This is a genomic window from Acinetobacter nosocomialis (assembly GCF_041021905.1).
Taxonomy (GTDB): domain Bacteria; phylum Pseudomonadota; class Gammaproteobacteria; order Pseudomonadales; family Moraxellaceae; genus Acinetobacter; species Acinetobacter nosocomialis.
Genome location: NZ_CP157432.1, coordinates 1089982 through 1106284, shown reverse-complemented (window position 1 = coordinate 1106284; position 16303 = coordinate 1089982). Strand labels below are relative to the sequence as shown.

20 protein-coding genes are annotated in these 16303 nt (G+C 39.6%); 5 read left to right on the top strand and 15 right to left on the bottom strand.

Annotation, left to right across the window (positions count from 1 at the left end):
* Positions 1 to 35: 35 nt before the first annotated feature.
* Positions 36 to 1439 carry an NADP-specific glutamate dehydrogenase gene (gene gdhA, locus ABLC00_RS05235; protein WP_004888194.1) on the bottom strand — a complete coding sequence of 468 codons (1404 nt, stop codon included), beginning with the start codon at positions 1437 to 1439 and terminating at the stop codon, positions 36 to 38.
* Positions 1440 to 1710: 271 nt separating this feature from the next.
* On the opposite strand from gdhA, the gene ABLC00_RS05230 reads away from it, so the two are divergent.
* Both ABLC00_RS05230 and nth read left to right on the top strand, forming a co-directional pair.
* Complete coding sequence (locus ABLC00_RS05230) at positions 1711 to 2502, top strand: RnfABCDGE type electron transport complex subunit B (RefSeq protein WP_033846674.1); 792 nt, start codon at positions 1711 to 1713, stop codon at positions 2500 to 2502.
* Complete coding sequence (gene nth, locus ABLC00_RS05225) at positions 2503 to 3189, top strand: endonuclease III (protein WP_002054431.1); 687 nt, start codon at positions 2503 to 2505, stop codon at positions 3187 to 3189. It abuts the gene before it with no gap.
* Here the strand turns inward: nth and ABLC00_RS05220 are convergent.
* The 4 genes from ABLC00_RS05220 to ABLC00_RS05205 form a co-directional block, all read right to left on the bottom strand.
* The gene (locus tag ABLC00_RS05220; protein WP_004888196.1) at positions 3186 to 3365 is read right to left on the bottom strand and encodes a hypothetical protein; all 180 of its coding nucleotides are present in this window, start codon (positions 3363 to 3365) and stop codon (positions 3186 to 3188) included. The two genes, nth and ABLC00_RS05220, sit on opposite strands and share 4 nt — an antisense overlap.
* Positions 3366 to 3436: 71 nt before the next feature.
* Positions 3437 to 4090, bottom strand: a complete 654-nt coding sequence (gene adk / locus ABLC00_RS05215; protein WP_002054405.1) for an adenylate kinase — start codon at positions 4088 to 4090, stop codon at positions 3437 to 3439.
* Positions 4091 to 4175: 85 nt separating this feature from the next.
* Entirely contained in the window at positions 4176 to 5489 is a 1314-nt protein-coding gene (locus tag ABLC00_RS05210; protein WP_004710044.1) for a membrane protein, read from the bottom strand.
* Between the two features lie 61 nt (positions 5490 to 5550).
* Positions 5551 to 6069, bottom strand: coding sequence for a hypothetical protein (locus ABLC00_RS05205; protein ID WP_002054381.1), 519 nt, complete (start codon positions 6067 to 6069; stop codon positions 5551 to 5553).
* 236 nt (positions 6070 to 6305) lie between these two features.
* On the opposite strand from ABLC00_RS05205, the gene mrdA reads away from it, so the two are divergent.
* Both mrdA and rsmD read left to right on the top strand, forming a co-directional pair.
* A complete protein-coding gene (mrdA, locus tag ABLC00_RS05200; protein WP_002054406.1) occupies positions 6306 to 8324 on the top strand; it encodes a penicillin-binding protein 2 in 2019 nt (672 codons plus the stop codon).
* Positions 8324 to 8869, top strand: coding sequence for a 16S rRNA (guanine(966)-N(2))-methyltransferase RsmD (gene rsmD / locus ABLC00_RS05195; RefSeq protein ID WP_004888199.1), 546 nt, complete (start codon positions 8324 to 8326; stop codon positions 8867 to 8869). The genes mrdA and rsmD overlap by 1 nt, the downstream gene beginning before the upstream one ends.
* 73 nt (positions 8870 to 8942) lie before the next feature.
* Here the strand turns inward: rsmD and ABLC00_RS05190 are convergent, their stop codons facing one another.
* The 10 genes from ABLC00_RS05190 to ABLC00_RS05145 all read right to left on the bottom strand — a co-directional run bounded on the left by ABLC00_RS05190 (position 8943) and on the right by ABLC00_RS05145 (position 15653).
* Entirely contained in the window at positions 8943 to 9401 is a 459-nt protein-coding gene (locus ABLC00_RS05190) for a hypothetical protein (RefSeq protein WP_004888202.1), read from the bottom strand.
* A gap of 57 nt (positions 9402 to 9458) precedes the next feature.
* Entirely contained in the window at positions 9459 to 10028 is a 570-nt protein-coding gene (locus ABLC00_RS05185) for a HupE/UreJ family protein (RefSeq protein ID WP_004888204.1), read from the bottom strand.
* Between the two features lie 9 nt (positions 10029 to 10037).
* Entirely contained in the window at positions 10038 to 10652 is a 615-nt protein-coding gene (ureG, locus tag ABLC00_RS05180) for an urease accessory protein UreG (RefSeq protein WP_000140200.1), read from the bottom strand.
* 26 nt (positions 10653 to 10678) lie between these two features.
* On the bottom strand, positions 10679 to 11344 hold the full coding sequence (locus tag ABLC00_RS05175; protein WP_002060172.1) for an urease accessory protein UreF: 666 nt from the start codon (positions 11342 to 11344) through the stop codon (positions 10679 to 10681).
* The gene (gene ureE / locus ABLC00_RS05170) at positions 11331 to 11813 is read right to left on the bottom strand and encodes an urease accessory protein UreE (RefSeq protein WP_002126865.1); all 483 of its coding nucleotides are present in this window, start codon (positions 11811 to 11813) and stop codon (positions 11331 to 11333) included. Before ureE ends, ABLC00_RS05175 begins: the two co-directional genes overlap by 14 nt.
* Before the next feature lie 68 nt (positions 11814 to 11881).
* The gene (ureC, locus tag ABLC00_RS05165; RefSeq protein ID WP_004888209.1) at positions 11882 to 13582 is read right to left on the bottom strand and encodes an urease subunit alpha; all 1701 of its coding nucleotides are present in this window, start codon (positions 13580 to 13582) and stop codon (positions 11882 to 11884) included.
* A gap of 12 nt (positions 13583 to 13594) precedes the next feature.
* Positions 13595 to 14053, bottom strand: coding sequence for a GNAT family N-acetyltransferase (locus tag ABLC00_RS05160; protein WP_033846682.1), 459 nt, complete (start codon positions 14051 to 14053; stop codon positions 13595 to 13597).
* Complete coding sequence (locus tag ABLC00_RS05155) at positions 14043 to 14363, bottom strand: urease subunit beta (protein ID WP_004888211.1); 321 nt, start codon at positions 14361 to 14363, stop codon at positions 14043 to 14045. The genes ABLC00_RS05160 and ABLC00_RS05155 overlap by 11 nt, the downstream gene beginning before the upstream one ends.
* Before the next feature lie 11 nt (positions 14364 to 14374).
* The gene (gene ureA / locus ABLC00_RS05150; RefSeq protein WP_002054385.1) at positions 14375 to 14677 is read right to left on the bottom strand and encodes an urease subunit gamma; all 303 of its coding nucleotides are present in this window, start codon (positions 14675 to 14677) and stop codon (positions 14375 to 14377) included.
* 100 nt (positions 14678 to 14777) lie between these two features.
* A complete protein-coding gene (locus ABLC00_RS05145) occupies positions 14778 to 15653 on the bottom strand; it encodes an urease accessory protein UreD (protein ID WP_004888212.1) in 876 nt (291 codons plus the stop codon).
* 194 nt (positions 15654 to 15847) lie between these two features.
* Between ABLC00_RS05145 and ABLC00_RS05140 the strand changes: the two genes are divergently transcribed.
* Complete coding sequence (locus ABLC00_RS05140) at positions 15848 to 16171, top strand: hypothetical protein (RefSeq protein ID WP_004888213.1); 324 nt, start codon at positions 15848 to 15850, stop codon at positions 16169 to 16171.
* The last annotated feature ends 132 nt before the right edge of the window (positions 16172 to 16303 follow it).

The window sequence follows — 16303 nt, the reverse complement described above, 5'->3', positions numbered from 1 at the left end:
CGATGCAAAAGCATCGGATTTTTTATTTCTATATTTTAATAAATACCTTGTGCAAGCATGGCATCAGCAACTTTTACAAAGCCCGCAATATTGGCACCATCTACATAGTTCACAGTACCGTCTTCTTTTGTACCGTATCTTACACAATTGGCATGAATGTCTTTCATGATTGCATGTAAACGTTCATCGACTTCAGCATGTGTCCAGCCCAAGCGAATTGCATTTTGAGACATTTCTAAGCCAGAAGTTGCTACACCACCTGCATTAGATGCTTTACCAGGGGCATATAAAATCTTAGCTTCAATAAAATGCTCAACTGCCTCAAGTGTAGATGGCATGTTAGCGCCTTCAGCTACACAAATGACACCATTAGCAATAAGTGTTTTAGCATCTTCGCCTGTTAATTCATTTTGTGTAGCACATGGTAAAGCAATATCTACAGGAATATGCCAAGGGGTTTTACCTTCAAAATATTCAAAACCATGCTTAGAAGCAAACTCCGAAATACGCCCACGCTTAACGTTTTTCAGCTCCATGACCTCAGCAAGCAACTCATCTGTAAAGCCATTTTTTAGATAAACAGTACCGTTCGAGTCTGACAAGGTAACCACTTTCGCACCTAAGAACATTGCCTTCTCTGCCGCATATTGCGCAACGTTACCAGAACCAGATACTGAAACAGTTTTACCAGCAAAAGATAGCCCACGTGTTTTTAGCATTTCTTCTGCAAAATAAACCGTACCATAACCTGTTGCTTCCGGACGCATTAAGCTACCGCCAAATGAAATTCCTTTACCAGTAAATACACATGCCGTGTCATTACTGAGCTTTTTCATCATGCCAGCCATGTAGCCTACTTCACGCGCACCCACGCCAATATCTCCAGCTGGAATATCGGTATTGGGACCTAAATGACGGTAAAGCTCAATCATGAGTGCCTGACAGAACCTCATAATTTCAGCATCAGATTTACCTTTAGGGTCAAAATCTGAACCTCCTTTTCCTCCACCCATCGGCAAAGTAGTCAGTGAGTTTTTAAAAGTTTGCTCAAATCCTAAAAATTTTAAAATAGATAGGTTGACCGACGGATGGAAACGCATACCGCCCTTGAATGGACCAATTGCTGAATTGTATTGAACACGGAAAGCACGGTTTACTTGAGTCTGCCCTTGATCATCCATCCATGAAACACGAAATTGAATCACACGCTCAGGTTCAACCAAACGCTCTAACAATCCCTGCTCTGCATATTCCGGATTTTTTTCAATGAATGGCCACAAACTTGTCATGACTTCTTCGACAGCTTGTAAAAACTCAGGTTGATGCGGATCACGCGCTTGCACGTAATTCAGGAATTCATTCAGATTGTTATATTTCAATGCACGGTCCTCAGCATAGTAATGAATTAAATTGGTGCAATACATTTTAAAATGCATCATTTAGCAGCAAAATATTAAATCCCTTTCCATCAATTTTAACAATAGTTATTTTAAATTATTTTATTTTACTTAATTATCATAAACTTAATTTTAGAAAAACTATCTAAAAATCAAAAATAGTCATTTATCTTTTCAGTTTTATTGATCTATTATTGTGCAATATTAGCTACATTTTAGGTCAATCAAAAAGCCAATAAATTCGTTAAAATCCATTGACCTTACTTAGGTTTTTCTTCATTATCGCATCGTTTTAAGCAAGCTATTTTCCTCTATGAATCCATCTATTTCTCTCATACGCGAGATTGATGCGTTATTACCACAAATACAATGTGGTTTATGTGGACACCGTGACGGCTGTCTACCTTACGCAAAGTCCATTGCTGAAGGTGAAGAAGCAAATAAATGTGTTCCTGGTGGACAGCCAGTGGCAGATGCGCTCGCAAAATTATTAAATCGTTCATCGTTACCTGCTGAAACAAGTGTCTGGCCTGTACAAGCCGATGGACGCCCGCAACGCATGAAAGCGATTATTCGCGAAGACGAATGTATCGGATGTACAAAATGTATTAATGCTTGTCCTGTAGATGCCATTATTGGTAGTGGTAAGCTCATGCATACCATCTTGACTGATTTGTGTACAGGTTGTGAGTTATGTATTCCACCCTGCCCAGTTGACTGTATTGATCTGGTCGAAGACACTCAAGCTTTGCCGAACGAACAACAGCGCATTGCAGAGCAAGATGATTTAAGACAACGTTACTACGCGCATATTCAACGCGAAGAAAAACGTCGTATACATCGTAAAGGGCCTGTTGTACGCGCTGAAATCGATACACAACTTTTTGCACAGTTTTCTCAAGCACTTGATGATTTACCTTCAATTCAAATCATTGAGAAGCCAAAAGAAGCGGTTGTAAATGATGCAAAAACTACGATTGAATTAGCTAAAATTCGCACACAAATTAAAAAGTTGGAAAAGCAGCTCAGTGTTCGAGAAGATGCAAAAAAACGTCTTCAACTTGATGAACTACAACAGCAACTCATTCAATTACAGGAGGTCTGAATGGCCGTCAAAAACATGACGAAAAAGCAGATTCAAATTTTCTTTGAACGCCTTCGTGAACAAAGACCTTCTCCAGAAACCGAATTAAAATATTCATCACCTTTTGAATTATTAATTGCCGTCATGTTATCGGCACAAGCAACCGATGTTAGCGTAAACAAAGCAACAGATAAGCTTTATCCTGTCGCCAATACTGCTGAAAAAATCTATAACTTAGGTGTAGACGGCTTAAAAGAATATATAAAGACCATTGGCCTTTATAACGCGAAAGCTGAAAATGTTATTAAGACCTGTAAGATTTTAATGGAGCAATTTAACGGCGAAGTTCCAAGTAATCGAAAAGACTTGGAAGCTTTACCAGGTGTAGGTCGTAAAACAGCCAACGTGGTTTTAAATACAGCATTCGGGCAACCAACTATGGCTGTCGACACACACATTTTCCGTGTGGGAAATCGTACTGGCTTAGCAGTAGGTAAAAATGTTCTTGAAGTTGAACACCGTTTAGTTAAGGTAATTCCAAAAGAATTTATTATAGATGCACACCACTGGCTGATATTACATGGCCGTTATTGCTGTATTGCCCGTAAACCGAAATGTTTCGAGTGTGTTGTTGCTGATGTATGTAACTGGCCAGACCGCTTTGAATTTGGCGCCACAAAAGCAATTCCAACAAAAAACCTCAGTTAATCCTGAGGTTTTTTAAGCTGCTGCAATTTGGGATGTAGTTGACGTTCTCGTCCGTTCTTTTTATTTTCCAAAGCCTGTTGTTTCTGCACATGACGCAACATTTTTTGACTTTGATATAGTAAAAATAACAATAGTGCCAGACTCAGCAATACCACTAAAAACAAAATGATTTTCATATCGTTCTCCCGCACTCAATGAAAGAAAAGAGCCCTCATAAAGAGGGCTCTTTATCACAAATAATATTAAATTATTTGTCTAAGATGTTGAACAAATCTTTTTGTACATCTTCAATAGTGCGCAAGCCATCAAGCTTGTCATAAGTTGGCGCATTTTCACCAGAAGCAGCACGGCCTTGATAGAAACCAACTAATTGCTCTGTTTCAGTATGATAAGACGCTAGACGCTTACGGATGGTTTCTTCTTGGTCATCTGGACGTTGAACAAGATCTTCACCAGTTTCGTCATCTTTACCTTCCACTTTAGGTGGATTGTATACAGTGTGGTAAACACGGCCAGAAGCTGGGTGCTGACGGCGACCAGAAAGACGTTTTACGATTTCTTCGTCAGGTACATCAATTTCAATCACGTGATCGATGCTGATGCCTTCTTTTTCCAATGCTTCTGCTTGAGGAATCGTGCGTGGGAAGCCGTCAAAAATACAACCATTCACGCAGTCCGGTTGAGCAATACGTTCTTTTACTAAACCAATAATGAGTTCATCTGAAACTAAACCGCCAGATTCCATTACACTTTTAGCTTTTAAACCTAATTCAGTACCTTCACGAATTGCAGCACGGAGCATATCACCGGTTGAAATTTGTGGGATATTGTAGCGCTTACAGATCAACTGAGCCTGAGTACCTTTGCCTGCCCCAGGTGGTCCGAGTAAGATAATGCGCATAAAAAACATCCTCATTTAAAACAATGAATGTGAGGTCTGGCAGATTTAATTTCGTTGATCCTGATAGATCCTGCCCGACTTCGAATTATAAGAAAGCCACAAACAAATGTATTGTACCAGCAATAAATCCGGTTACCCCACCTAGTACAATAAGAATCCACTCGTCCTCTTGGAATGCTGGACGTAACAAATTCTGAAACTCTTTTGGTGTCAGTTCACGAATACGCTCTTTAAACATTTGAAAAATCTTCTGTGCCCGGCTTGCATTCAGTGCAGGGTCACATACGGGTCCCATCGTAATTTCAATTGAACGATCAATCAAGTCCGTCTTTAATCTTGCGTACTCTCTTGGGCCCAAAGAAAGCTGTAAAGATGTACGAACAAGTGGAGTTTCCATAATTTCGTTAATATGACGTTTAACAATACGACGTGTTTTGTCCTTGCGTGAACCGTACATCATTTCTGTCATAATCGATTTTAACGTAATTAGGTCTTCTGTCACTACACTAGAAAAGACTTCAGAGACTTCTTCTTGACGCTTCATGAAAGCACCTTGGAAATTATAGGTACCGATTCGTAAAACAGGCACAATCCAAGGGAACTTGCGATCTTTGGTTAATCTAAATATTTGCGGATAACGAACGTAATGTGGCTCAATTGGGTTAAATACCATCCAGATTGCAATCCAGTTGGTTAAAAAGCCCCAAATAGATGCCCAAAATGGTACCGTCCAATGCCAAGGTACAACAAACCAGACAACCATCTGGAAAATACCGAAGAACATCCCGATTAGAGCACTAATATGCCAAATAAAGTTGATTTCTTTTTGCCCAACTTTTAAAAACATACGTACCATTAAACGGCGGTCACCTTCCATTTGGCTCACCACCATTTCACGCATATCAACCAGTGACTCGACATTCATGGTCAGTTCAGTTACTAATTCTCTTAGCACACCTGGTAACTGCTTATGTGCTTGAGCATAAATACGGCGTTTAATCGAATAAGGTAAATTTTCCCAAAGCACTGCATTACGATCGATCATCACTTCATCAATCAAATGCTCAAGTTCAAATCCGACTTGTTCACCAATAATACGTGCCATGTCTTCAGGGTCCATTGCCTCTAAAAACTCACGTAAAGAGCCTAACTTAGATAGAGTATTATCGGTAATAATTCCTGAGATACGCCCTGCTTTACGTGGCACAATACCTTGCCAGCCGACTGGTAAAGGTCCTAAATGGAATCCCCAAAACTTGATTGGGTAAAACACCATTTTTAAAGCCATCCACACATGTGCCCATGTGACAAAGGCAGTGACCGGAATGATACTCAAAACGGCCCAAAAATCAGGTCTGTGTAAAAAGGTCTGCCACAATCCGCTGACGTACTCTAACATGTAAGACTCTCGTATTTATTTGTGCTCTGCTTATGGCGAGTTAACGATAAGCTGCTTTGTTTTATAAACCAAAACTTAGAGAATAAGAAAATTGTATTTGCGGTTTTGTATTGGCAGCAACGGCTCCATTTTGATCAGTTAATTTTTCAGCTGCTCCAATACCCACACTAAAGGTACTAATCCTTTCTGAATTCAACAATACATATGCCAAATCGACGCCAGCACCTAAACGAGATTTATAATCTCCGTCTACAGATTTGCTATCAAGATGTCCAGCATAAAAGCCAATATAGTAACCATTCTTATCAGTTCCGGTAAGGTAGTAAGGATAGCGAAATCCGACTTGTCCACCGGCAGTTTTATCACCATTTAAAAATGCACCAACTTTTGCATAAGCAATCCCATAAGGATTTACCCACTCACCATTGAGATGTAACAATTTTTGAGTAAAACCTGCGCCTACATTCCAAGTTGCTGCTTTATGATCTGCTAATTTTGCTTCTGGAAGAAATGAATAATCTTGAGCATGAGCCCAACTACTTACTGTCAAAACTGCAAGTAAGGGATAAATTTTTCTCATTATTTTCTCCATTTTCCCTAATCGTATGGTGAGAACAACCCTATTCTATTGAATGAGAGACTTTAACAGAATTATTTTGCTTCTTATATACAAGACTCTACAATTTTGTTGTCTACAAAGTCAAAAAAGCCAATTTGTTTCTTCACTGAAACTTTGAAAATTATGCAATATTTTAACTGCGCTTGCGTTAGAATAAGCAGCTATTTTTCTCATCCTATGTCATTAAGTCGATCCGTATGAAACAGCACTTTCCTTTAAAAGATATCCAGCAAGAAAAGCGCATTTATCGAGGTCGTATATTTTTTGCCGTAGGTCTTGTGATTATTTGTCTATTAGTATTAGCAAGCCGATACGCCTATCTACAAATTTTTCATTACGATGAGTTCTCGACCGCATCGGATAAAAACCGTATTCGCTTACAACCTCTCCCCCCTGCTCGTGGTTATATTTATGACCGTAATGGCGTTTTATTAGCAGATAACTATCCTGTTTTTACCGCAACATTAAGTAAGGCTGATGTTGAAGATCCGGATGCGGTTATTGAACAATTACAACCCATTTTAGAGCTGACTCAAGAAGATGTAGACCGCTTTAAAAGCCGTATTAAAACGGCGCGTAAAACTGAACGCGTAGCAATTAAGCTGAACTTAACCGAGACAAATATTGCCAAGTTTAGTGAAGTTAAATACAAATTCCCTGGGGTGAGAATTGAAACCCAAATGACGCGCTATTATCCGCATGGTGAGTTGTTTGCTCATGTGATTGGATATGTGGGCCGTATTAACGATAAAGAATTAAAAAGTATTGATAAAGATTTATACGCTGGAACAAACCTGATTGGTAAAATCGGCGTAGAGAAAAGTTACGAAGATTTACTTCATGGAACACCGGGTTATGAATCTGTGGAAGCAGATGCTCATAGTAATGTATTGCGCCATTTAGGACGTAAAGACCCAACTCGCGGTAATGACCTGTACTTATCATTAGATTATGGTTTACAAGTCGTAGCATCACAGCAACTTGCTGGACGCCGTGGTGCAATTGTTGCGATAGACCCACGTACAGGTGAAATTCTTGCGTTGGTTTCAAGTCCAAGCTTTAACCCAAACTTATTTGTGACGGGCATTAATCATAAAGATTATAGCTCGCTACGTGACAACATCGATCAACCTCTTTATAACCGTGCTGTTCAAGGGGCATACCCTCCTGGTTCGACCATTAAACCAATGGAAGCGATGGGTGGTTTACATTATGGTATTGTCGACTGGTCTACTGCTATTTCCGATCCGGGCTACTTCCATTTACCTGGAGACTCTCATAAATTCCGTGACTGGAAAAAAACTGGTCATGGCATCGTGAACATGCATAAAGCGATTATCATGTCTTGCGATACCTATTTTTATATTTTGGCAAATCAAATGGGCATCGACCAGATGAACCAATGGATGCGCCAATTTGGCTTTGGTCAAAAAACAGGTGTCGACTTACCAAGTGAAAGTGAAGGTTTATACCCAAGTCCAGAATGGAAAATGCGTACACGCAAAACTAAATGGATGAAAGGTGAAACAATTTCCGTCAGTATTGGTCAAGGTGCATTTACTGCAACTCCATTACAACTTGCAATGGCAACTGCTATTACAGCGAATCACGGCTCTCATGTAGTTCCACATGTTTTACGTGCATCGCATGGTGCAAAACCTTTTACAGTCCGTAATGCGCCTGATGGAAAAATTAATTTCAACGGTACAGACGAAGACTGGGTAAAAATGCGAGAAGCCATGATTGATGTAATTCAATCAGGTACTGGACGTGGTATCCGTACATCGCTCTATCAAATTGCCGGAAAAACAGGTACGGCACAGGTTAAGAGTATCGCGCAAGGTAAACGCTACAACGAAGCTGCGCTTAGTGAACGCCAACTTGACCATGGTCTTTTTGTTGGGTTTGCACCTGCCGATAAACCAGAAATTGCTATTGCGGTCATTTGGGAAAATGGTCGTCATGGTGGTTCCGCAGCTCAACTTGCTAAGCCAATATTTGATTACTGGTTATTAACCCGCAATAAAAATCCAATTCGTCCAGCCAACCATCAAGTTAATGGTGGCCTTATGACAGCCGGAATTAAACCGGGCGAGCTTCCAAGTGGCGGCGAAACAGCTAGCTCTACTCCAGCAGCTGCTACAACTACCGCAGCAGCAACATCTGCTCCACAAGCTGCTCCTGCTCGCCCTGCTACAAATGAGATCGATGAATAATGAAAAATCAGTTGCGCATTATTGGGGGCGAATGGAAAAGACGAGTTTTGCCATTTGCCAGTATTGAGGGTTTAAGACCAACCCCAGATCGTGTCCGTGAAACGTTATTTAATTGGCTCATGTGGGACATTCAAAATGCTCAGGTTCTCGACATCTGTACAGGTTCTGGTGCATTAGGCTTTGAAGCACTTTCGCGCGGTGCCGCATTTGTTTATATGATTGAACCTGATAAGACTCAAGCACGATTTTTAAAAGAGAATATCCAGCTTTTAAAAGCGCAAAATTGTCATTTAGTTAATGCAACTGCTCAACAAGCATTACCGCGCCTAAAAGAACAATTTGATGTAGTTTTTTTAGATCCGCCTTATAGTCTCGATCTATGGCAAGAGCTCGCTCACTTGGCAGATTCACATATTAAAAAGAATGGATACATTTATGTTGAAGCTGACCGAGATTTATCTCAGCTTCAACTTCCTGCAACATGGCAACAAGTTAAAACCACTAAAGCTGGTACAGTCCATGCAGGTCTTTATCAGAAAATTTAATCATGTAGAATTTTTATAACGAATTACTTTAACTGATCTATTTATCTGAATTAGATTATTTTAATTTTGCATTTCAGAATAAATAGATCGTAAAAAATCGTATGAGTTGAGCTCGGTCGTAAGGAAAACTCGAAATATATTCATAACCAATTTTTAGTCTTGGATTAACACTATAGTTAACTCCATACCCAACTGAAATGGATAAATCTTGAATATTAATATGATTCGTTAAACCAGCGATGCTTTTGCTGTGAAGTTGCCCCGTATCATAGGCTGTATAATTATAAATCACCCAACACTCATTTGAATAAAATTCGTTTTTAAGCACATTATAGTTATTAATTTCATCATCATGCTCAATTGCCAACCGCCTTTGTTCCAAGTTTAAATCTGATTGATCTAACAACTGATCTGTATTTAATAAAGCAGAATCATCGCTTTCTGGTTGAAAAAAATCATAAGCCTGAATATATCCACTATAAAGCATAGTGATCACTGTAAAAACAGTATAAAAAATTTTCTCTACACACATTTTATTTTGCAAATTCAAAAAGGTAGCTTAAAGCTACCTTTTTTTGCAAGGTTTTAATTAACTTAAACCAATGACTGCCACAATTGCTGCGCAGGTACCCATAATTTTTTTGCCATAAGGTACATATCGTGTAAATATTGCGCCTAATGCAAGTCCAGCACAATAAATAAGTGCCATACCGGTAACCATACCAGTTACTAATGCAACAATATGCCCTGCATGTGCTAACTCAACTCCATGAGCTACTCCATGAAAACTTGCGAGTAAAGCAGCAGCCATAGGCCATATCCGATTTGATTTTGTCCATAATGCAATCGCTGTAACAATCAAAGAAGCAATAATCCCATATTCAGCGATACTCTCTGGTATTAGACCTTGGGCACCTACTAAAAAGCCTACAATCAAAGCAATACTTAGAGTAATGACACCGGCAATTTTCCATTGTTTAGCTGCTGACCATAATAAGATACCAAAACCTAAAGCCATCACTAAATGATCGAGACCAGTAAAAGGATGAATAAAACCTGCTACAAATCCAGAATGCTCATGATCATGACCCGGGTGTGCCATAGCTAACACAGGTAACATGCTAAGGAGCCCGACACTACATTTTTTAATGAAATTCATAGTTACTCCTTAAGCTTTAAACAGCCCTTGCTTCTCAATAAATTGAATAATTTCTTCAAGCCCATCTTGTGTTTTCATGTTTGAAAATAAAAATGGTTTTTCACCACGCATACGTTTCGCATCTTGGTCCATCACATCAAGATTTGCACCAACCATAGGTGCAAGGTCAGTTTTATTAATAATCAGTAAATCTGACTTGGTAATACCCGGCCCACCTTTACGTGGAATTTTTTCACCACCTGCCACGTCAATAACATACAAGGTTAAATCAGAAAGTTCTGGGCTAAATGTTGCGGCCAAATTATCGCCACCGCTTTCAATAATAATGAGTTCTAAGCCATCAAATTTCTCACACAAATCATCAATCGCGGCCAAGTTAATTGAGGCATCTTCACGAATTGCTGTATGAGGGCAACCACCTGTTTCCACACCCACAATACGATCTGGTGACATCGCTTCATTACGGGTTAAAAAGTTTGAATCTTCTTTGGTATAAATATCATTTGTCACTACAGCCATATTGTATTTATCACGTAAGGCACGGCATAAGTTAAGCGTAAGTGCTGTTTTACCTGAACCGACTGGTCCGCCAATTCCAACTCGTAATGGACTACGTTCTGTCATGATTTTTATCCTTTTATTTCCTAATTTTAAGATCTGAATAATCGTGAATATTGTGTTTCGTGTTTCATACTCAGCATGGCATAGCGAGGTAAAGCACTACTCAGTTGCTCATCTTTAAGTTTTAAAGCCTTCTCTACAGCGTGTGGTACTCGCCCATGCAAATGCCACAAAATTCTTTGTCCTGCCATTTGTCCCAATGGGACTGTTTTTACGGCTGCTAAAACCTGATTTTCTAAAACAGTAAAGGTATACGCCGTGAGTACATCAATATCTTTAAGCTCTAAACGCCCACAAAGCTGTGCATAGACAGGTACAAAACCAAACTGCTTTTTAACCTCAACTGGCTTTTTCAAAACATCTTTAATCCATGCATTTAAAGAAAATGCGAGTTGCTGAGATTCAGCAAGTAGCTCTTTACTTTCTCGGCTTGCCTTATACAAATGTGCCCAAGTCAAGAACTCGTCTGAGTCATCATAATGTTGCATAAGACGCTTAAGTACAGGTAACTCAAAGCGTACCAACAACATTTCAAGCACTTCTTCAAAGTAAGCAATGGCAGAGCTTTCATCGTGTATTAAGCCAATATCAATGGCTGTTTCTACACCTTGTGAATAACAATACGCTCCAACTGGCAATGCCGTCGAAGACAGTGTCAGCAGTTGAAGTAATTGCGCTGCGTTATGAATGGACATGGTGCAAAGCTTTGATTGGGCTTAAACGATGATCATGGCTATGCTGTGCATAGGCACCACTTTCAGGCTCGAACGGATGATCGGTTTCTGTCACAGTAAGCCCCAAACCTTCTACCATTTCAGCAAGTACATGATCAGGCTCAAAATATAAAGCTGTTGGTGTCAGCATTAATGGAACATGTCGGTTACCTAAATGATAGGCCGCTTTAAGCAAATCAAATTCAGTCTGAGCAGTAACTTGCATTAACCGTTCAGGTTTTGCATCAACTCGCAATACATCGCCCTCTTGCGTTGCAATATATGAACCACTACGCAAAATGCCAGTACGAGGCAAATCCGCACCGATATCTACGCCACTTGCTAAAGCCGCTCGAAAACGTGATTTCTGACGGGTATCAAACGTTAGCTCAACCGTTTCAAATGTCTGATCAGGAGAAATATCTTCAAGACGTTGGGTGTAAATTTTCATTTAGCTTTTCTCTCCTTACTTATTTCTTTCATATAAGTTAATGAGGCAAATCACCTCTATAAAATTCATTAAAATAAGAAATAACGCTGTGCCATTGGTAACACGTCAGCAGGCTCACACGTTAGTAATTCACCATCTGCTCGTACCTCGTAAGTTTCGGGATGCACATGCATAACTGGACAATATGTATTGTGTTTCATATCGGCTTTGGTAATTGAACGCGTATTTTTACATGGGCTAATTAACTTTTTCAGATTTAGTTTCTCAGCAACTTTTTCATCAATTGCTGCTTGAGATAAAAAGGTAATACAAGTGTTATGCACACCACGCGGATAAGCCCCAAACATTGGACGGTAATGCACAGGTTGAGGGGTTGGAATGGAAGCATTAATGTCACCCATCGGTGCAGCTGCAATCATGCCACCTTTAATAATCATGGAAGGTTTTACGCCAAAAAACGCAGGCTTCCATAACACTAAATCAGCAAGTTTTCCGACTTCAACCGAACCGATTTCATGGCTTAAACCATGGGTAATTGCTGGGTTAATTGTATACTTGGCAATGTAGCGTTTAACCCGATTATTATCATGAAGCTCATTGTCACCCTCTAATGGGCCACGTTGTACTTTCATTTTGTGGGCAGTTTGCCAAGTACGTAAAATGACTTCACCCACGCGCCCCATCGCCTGCGAGTCTGATGACATCATGGCAATTGCACCTAAGTCTTGTAAAATATCTTCGGCAGCAATAGTTTCACGGCGAATACGACTTTCCGCAAAAGCAATATCTTCAGCAATTGCAGGGTCTAAATGATGACAAACCATGAGCATATCTAAATGCTCGTCAATGGTATTAATGGTATAAGGTCGCGTTGGGTTGGTCGAAGATGGCAAGACATTACTTTGCCCAATTGCTTTTAAAATATCGGGAGCATGTCCACCACCTGCACCTTCAGTATGGTACGTATGAATGGTACGATCTTTAAAAGCTGCTAGGGTTTCCTCTAAAAAACCACCTTCATTTAAAGTATCCGTGTGAATTGCGACCTGAACATCAAACTCGTCTGCCACACTCAAGCAGTTATCAATTGCTGCTGGTGTTGAGCCCCAATCTTCATGTAATTTTAATCCAATTACCCCAGCCTTAATTTGCTCACGAATAGGGTCAGGTAAACTCAAATTCCCTTTGCCTAGCAGGCCAATATTCATAGGCAAATCATCAATCGCCTGCAACATGGTCGCAATATGCCAAGGCCCTGGAGTTACTGTGGTTGCCGAAGTTCCGGCTGCTGGTCCTGTACCCCCACCTACCATTGTTGTTGTCCCAGACATCAGCGCGGTTTCAACCTGCTGCGGGCAGATCCAGTGAATGTGGGTATCAATACCACCTGCCGTTAAAATTTGCCCTTCACCCGCAATCACTTCTGTTGCAGCACCTAAAGGAATAGTAATGTCAGGTTGAATATCGGGGTTTCCAGCTTTTCCTATTTTCCAGATTCGGCCATTTTTTAAACCTACATCGGCTTTAACAATTCCCCACCAATCCAGAATTAAAGCATTGGTTATGACTGTATCGGCAACTTCATCAGCTAAAAGTTGCGATTGTCCCATCCCGTCACGAATGACTTTACCACCGCCAAATTTAACTTCTTCACCATATGTCGTTAAATCTTGTTCAACCTCAATAAAAAGCTCTGTATCAGCTAGTCGAATACGATCTCCAACCGTTGGACCAAACATCTCAGCATATGCACGACGTGACATTTTCATACGATTAGTTCCTTATTTTTCTGATAGCAAAGCATAATATTTTGTCATCGGGATAAACCGGATTCCCCATTTTTCAGCAGCATCACCACTTACAATAAAACCAAATTTTTCATAGATATCTTGAGCATAAAAACTTGAATTCACCGTAATTTTTTCAACGTCTATATTTTCATTTTTAATTTTTTCTTCTATGAAATCCCAAAGTTGTCGCCCTAGACCTAGTTTCAAATGTGTTTTTTTAATAAAAAAATGCATTAAATGTGAGGGTTCCATATAAGCGACTATACCCACGACCTGTTGATCAATCTCTCCAACAAAATAATGAATATCTTCTCGATCAAAAATTGTTTGTATGACTTCTGGTTTAAAGCGTGAGCGCCCTTCATCATTTGCAATCACTTGATCTACATATGGAGCAATTATGGCAACAATATTATCCGTGTCATCTTTCGTTGCTTTTCTAATCAACATTTTCATCCAAACGCCCCATTACCCGACCAGCAAAACCATATACTTCTCGCTTACCAGCTAAAGCAACAAGTTCCACTTCTCGGCTTTGCCCTGGTTCAAAACGTATCGCAGTACCCGCCGCAATATTTAAGCGAAAACCCTTTGCTATCTCACGATCAAACTGTAAGGCATCGTTTGCTTCATAAAAATGAAAATGTGAACCCACCTGAATAGGCCTGTCGCCAAGATTAGCCACCACAACTTTTAAAGTTTCTCGTCCGACATTCAGTTCAATATCAGTGTCTGGAGTAATAACTTCACCGGGGATCATAAGCGTTCCTTTTATACTATTGGCTGATGAACAGTGACTAATTTCGAACCGTCAGGAAAAGTTGCTTCGACCTGAACCTCAGCAATCATTTCCGCTACGCCATCCATAACATCTTCACGCTTTAATAAAGTCGTGCCAAAGTGCATAAGTTCACTCACCGTCATTCCATCTCGAGCACCTTCAAGTAAGGCTGCCGAAATAAACGCAACAGCTTCTGGATAATTCAGCTTTAAACCTCGTGCTTTACGACGCTCAGCCACCAAACCTGCGGTAAAAATGAGTAACTTATCTTTTTCTGTTGGATTGAGTTCCATATCTCTTTCCTAATAGCATCTAGTTTTCTTTAAGCAAAATGCGTGCTCAAAAGCAGCATACTTGTTTTAATCGTTTTTAAAATACGCAATTTAACGTAAATTAAGTTTTCCAAATTCTTGGGAATTCCTCATCTAAATCAAACCAATACCGTCTTAATCTTGCTCTTATAGCCGCGAAAGCATCATGGCAAACTCGCACATCATTTCCTAAAAACCGCGCACACAGCACATCTTCTAGTAACGTCAAAGTCACAGGCACATCCATACGCATAATGAGTTCACGAATGAGTTCAATATGTTGCTCTAAATAAAATGAAGAACGGAATTTTGCTGGCGGTACAGCCCAGAAACTTGCCATTACAGCCAGATTATTCATTCCTAAACATGAGCTTAACCAGCGATCTCCCCCCTCAAAATATAAAGTATCGGCAACTAGTAATTTATTCTCACGCCATAACTTAAATTGATTGTGATAACTTCCATGAACAAAATTCTCAGCTCGAGCCTGTCGGCCCAAAACCAGCATATCCCATCCAATAAAACTTGCTGTTTGTTCAAGGTGAATATGTGTTTCCGAATGTGCTACAGCACCATCAAATAACATCGTTTCTTGTGGCATCCACTCTAAAATAGAGTCATTTTTTACAGTCAGATAAATATGCTGAAAAGCCTGTTTACCATTGGTTCTATACCATTTCCCAGCTCCAGGTGTGGTAATAACTGCATGTGCCTGCTCTGCTGTTTCAATTTGGAAAGTAAGATGATCCCCTCCTGCAATTCCTGCTGGTGGATGAACAATAATAGCGTGGCAAACTCCAGTTTTTTCGGGCCAGAGCATTTTTTGCACCCGAACAGGGCCATGATGTTTTCTATGACTCATTATGGTGCGAGAATTTTTAAAACTAAAACCAAGCTCTAATTGTGCATACCAAAATGGTGCTAAAGAAGTCTGAGAAAATTGCTGAATCCGATTCATTTTGGCTCATTTTTAATAATGGCTTTTTTAGTAAGCAAAATATGCACCAAATACAAAAAGAGGTCATTACAAACTTAGAAACAATTTTTTTATTTTAATGAGTTAAAAAATAGTCAATGTCTAACATAAAACCACAGTAAAGCATGGAATTATTTATACAATAGCGCCCATCCTCGCTCTTATAAATTTTTTCCATGAAAATCTTTTTCGTGTTAGTACCTTTTGTATTTTTAACTGGGTGTATTTTTGGCCAATCTAGTGAGCTCAAACGTGCAGAAAAACTATTAAATAATTTTCAATGTAAAAATGTTGAAACCAGTGAAATGCCTACAAGCTCTATCAATTCTTATTACCAACAAACTTTAGCCGTGAGTAAAGATAAAGCGACCACTTATGTAGAAAGTTATAAAGAGGGTGAAGAATTATTCGCTATGCCTTTAGATGAAGTGGTAAAGAAGCAATATGAACTTTATAAAGCAGCATGCGACTCTCTAGGTGGAGTTTCTGCACAGCCATAATTAAAAACAGGTATCCATTAAATCGCCCGAATGGATACCTCTACCCCACCAACTTAATTTTAAAAATTACTATTAAAAGGTTCCTAATAAGCATTCACTTTACCTTTTGATAAAATTAAGCAACATAGTAAC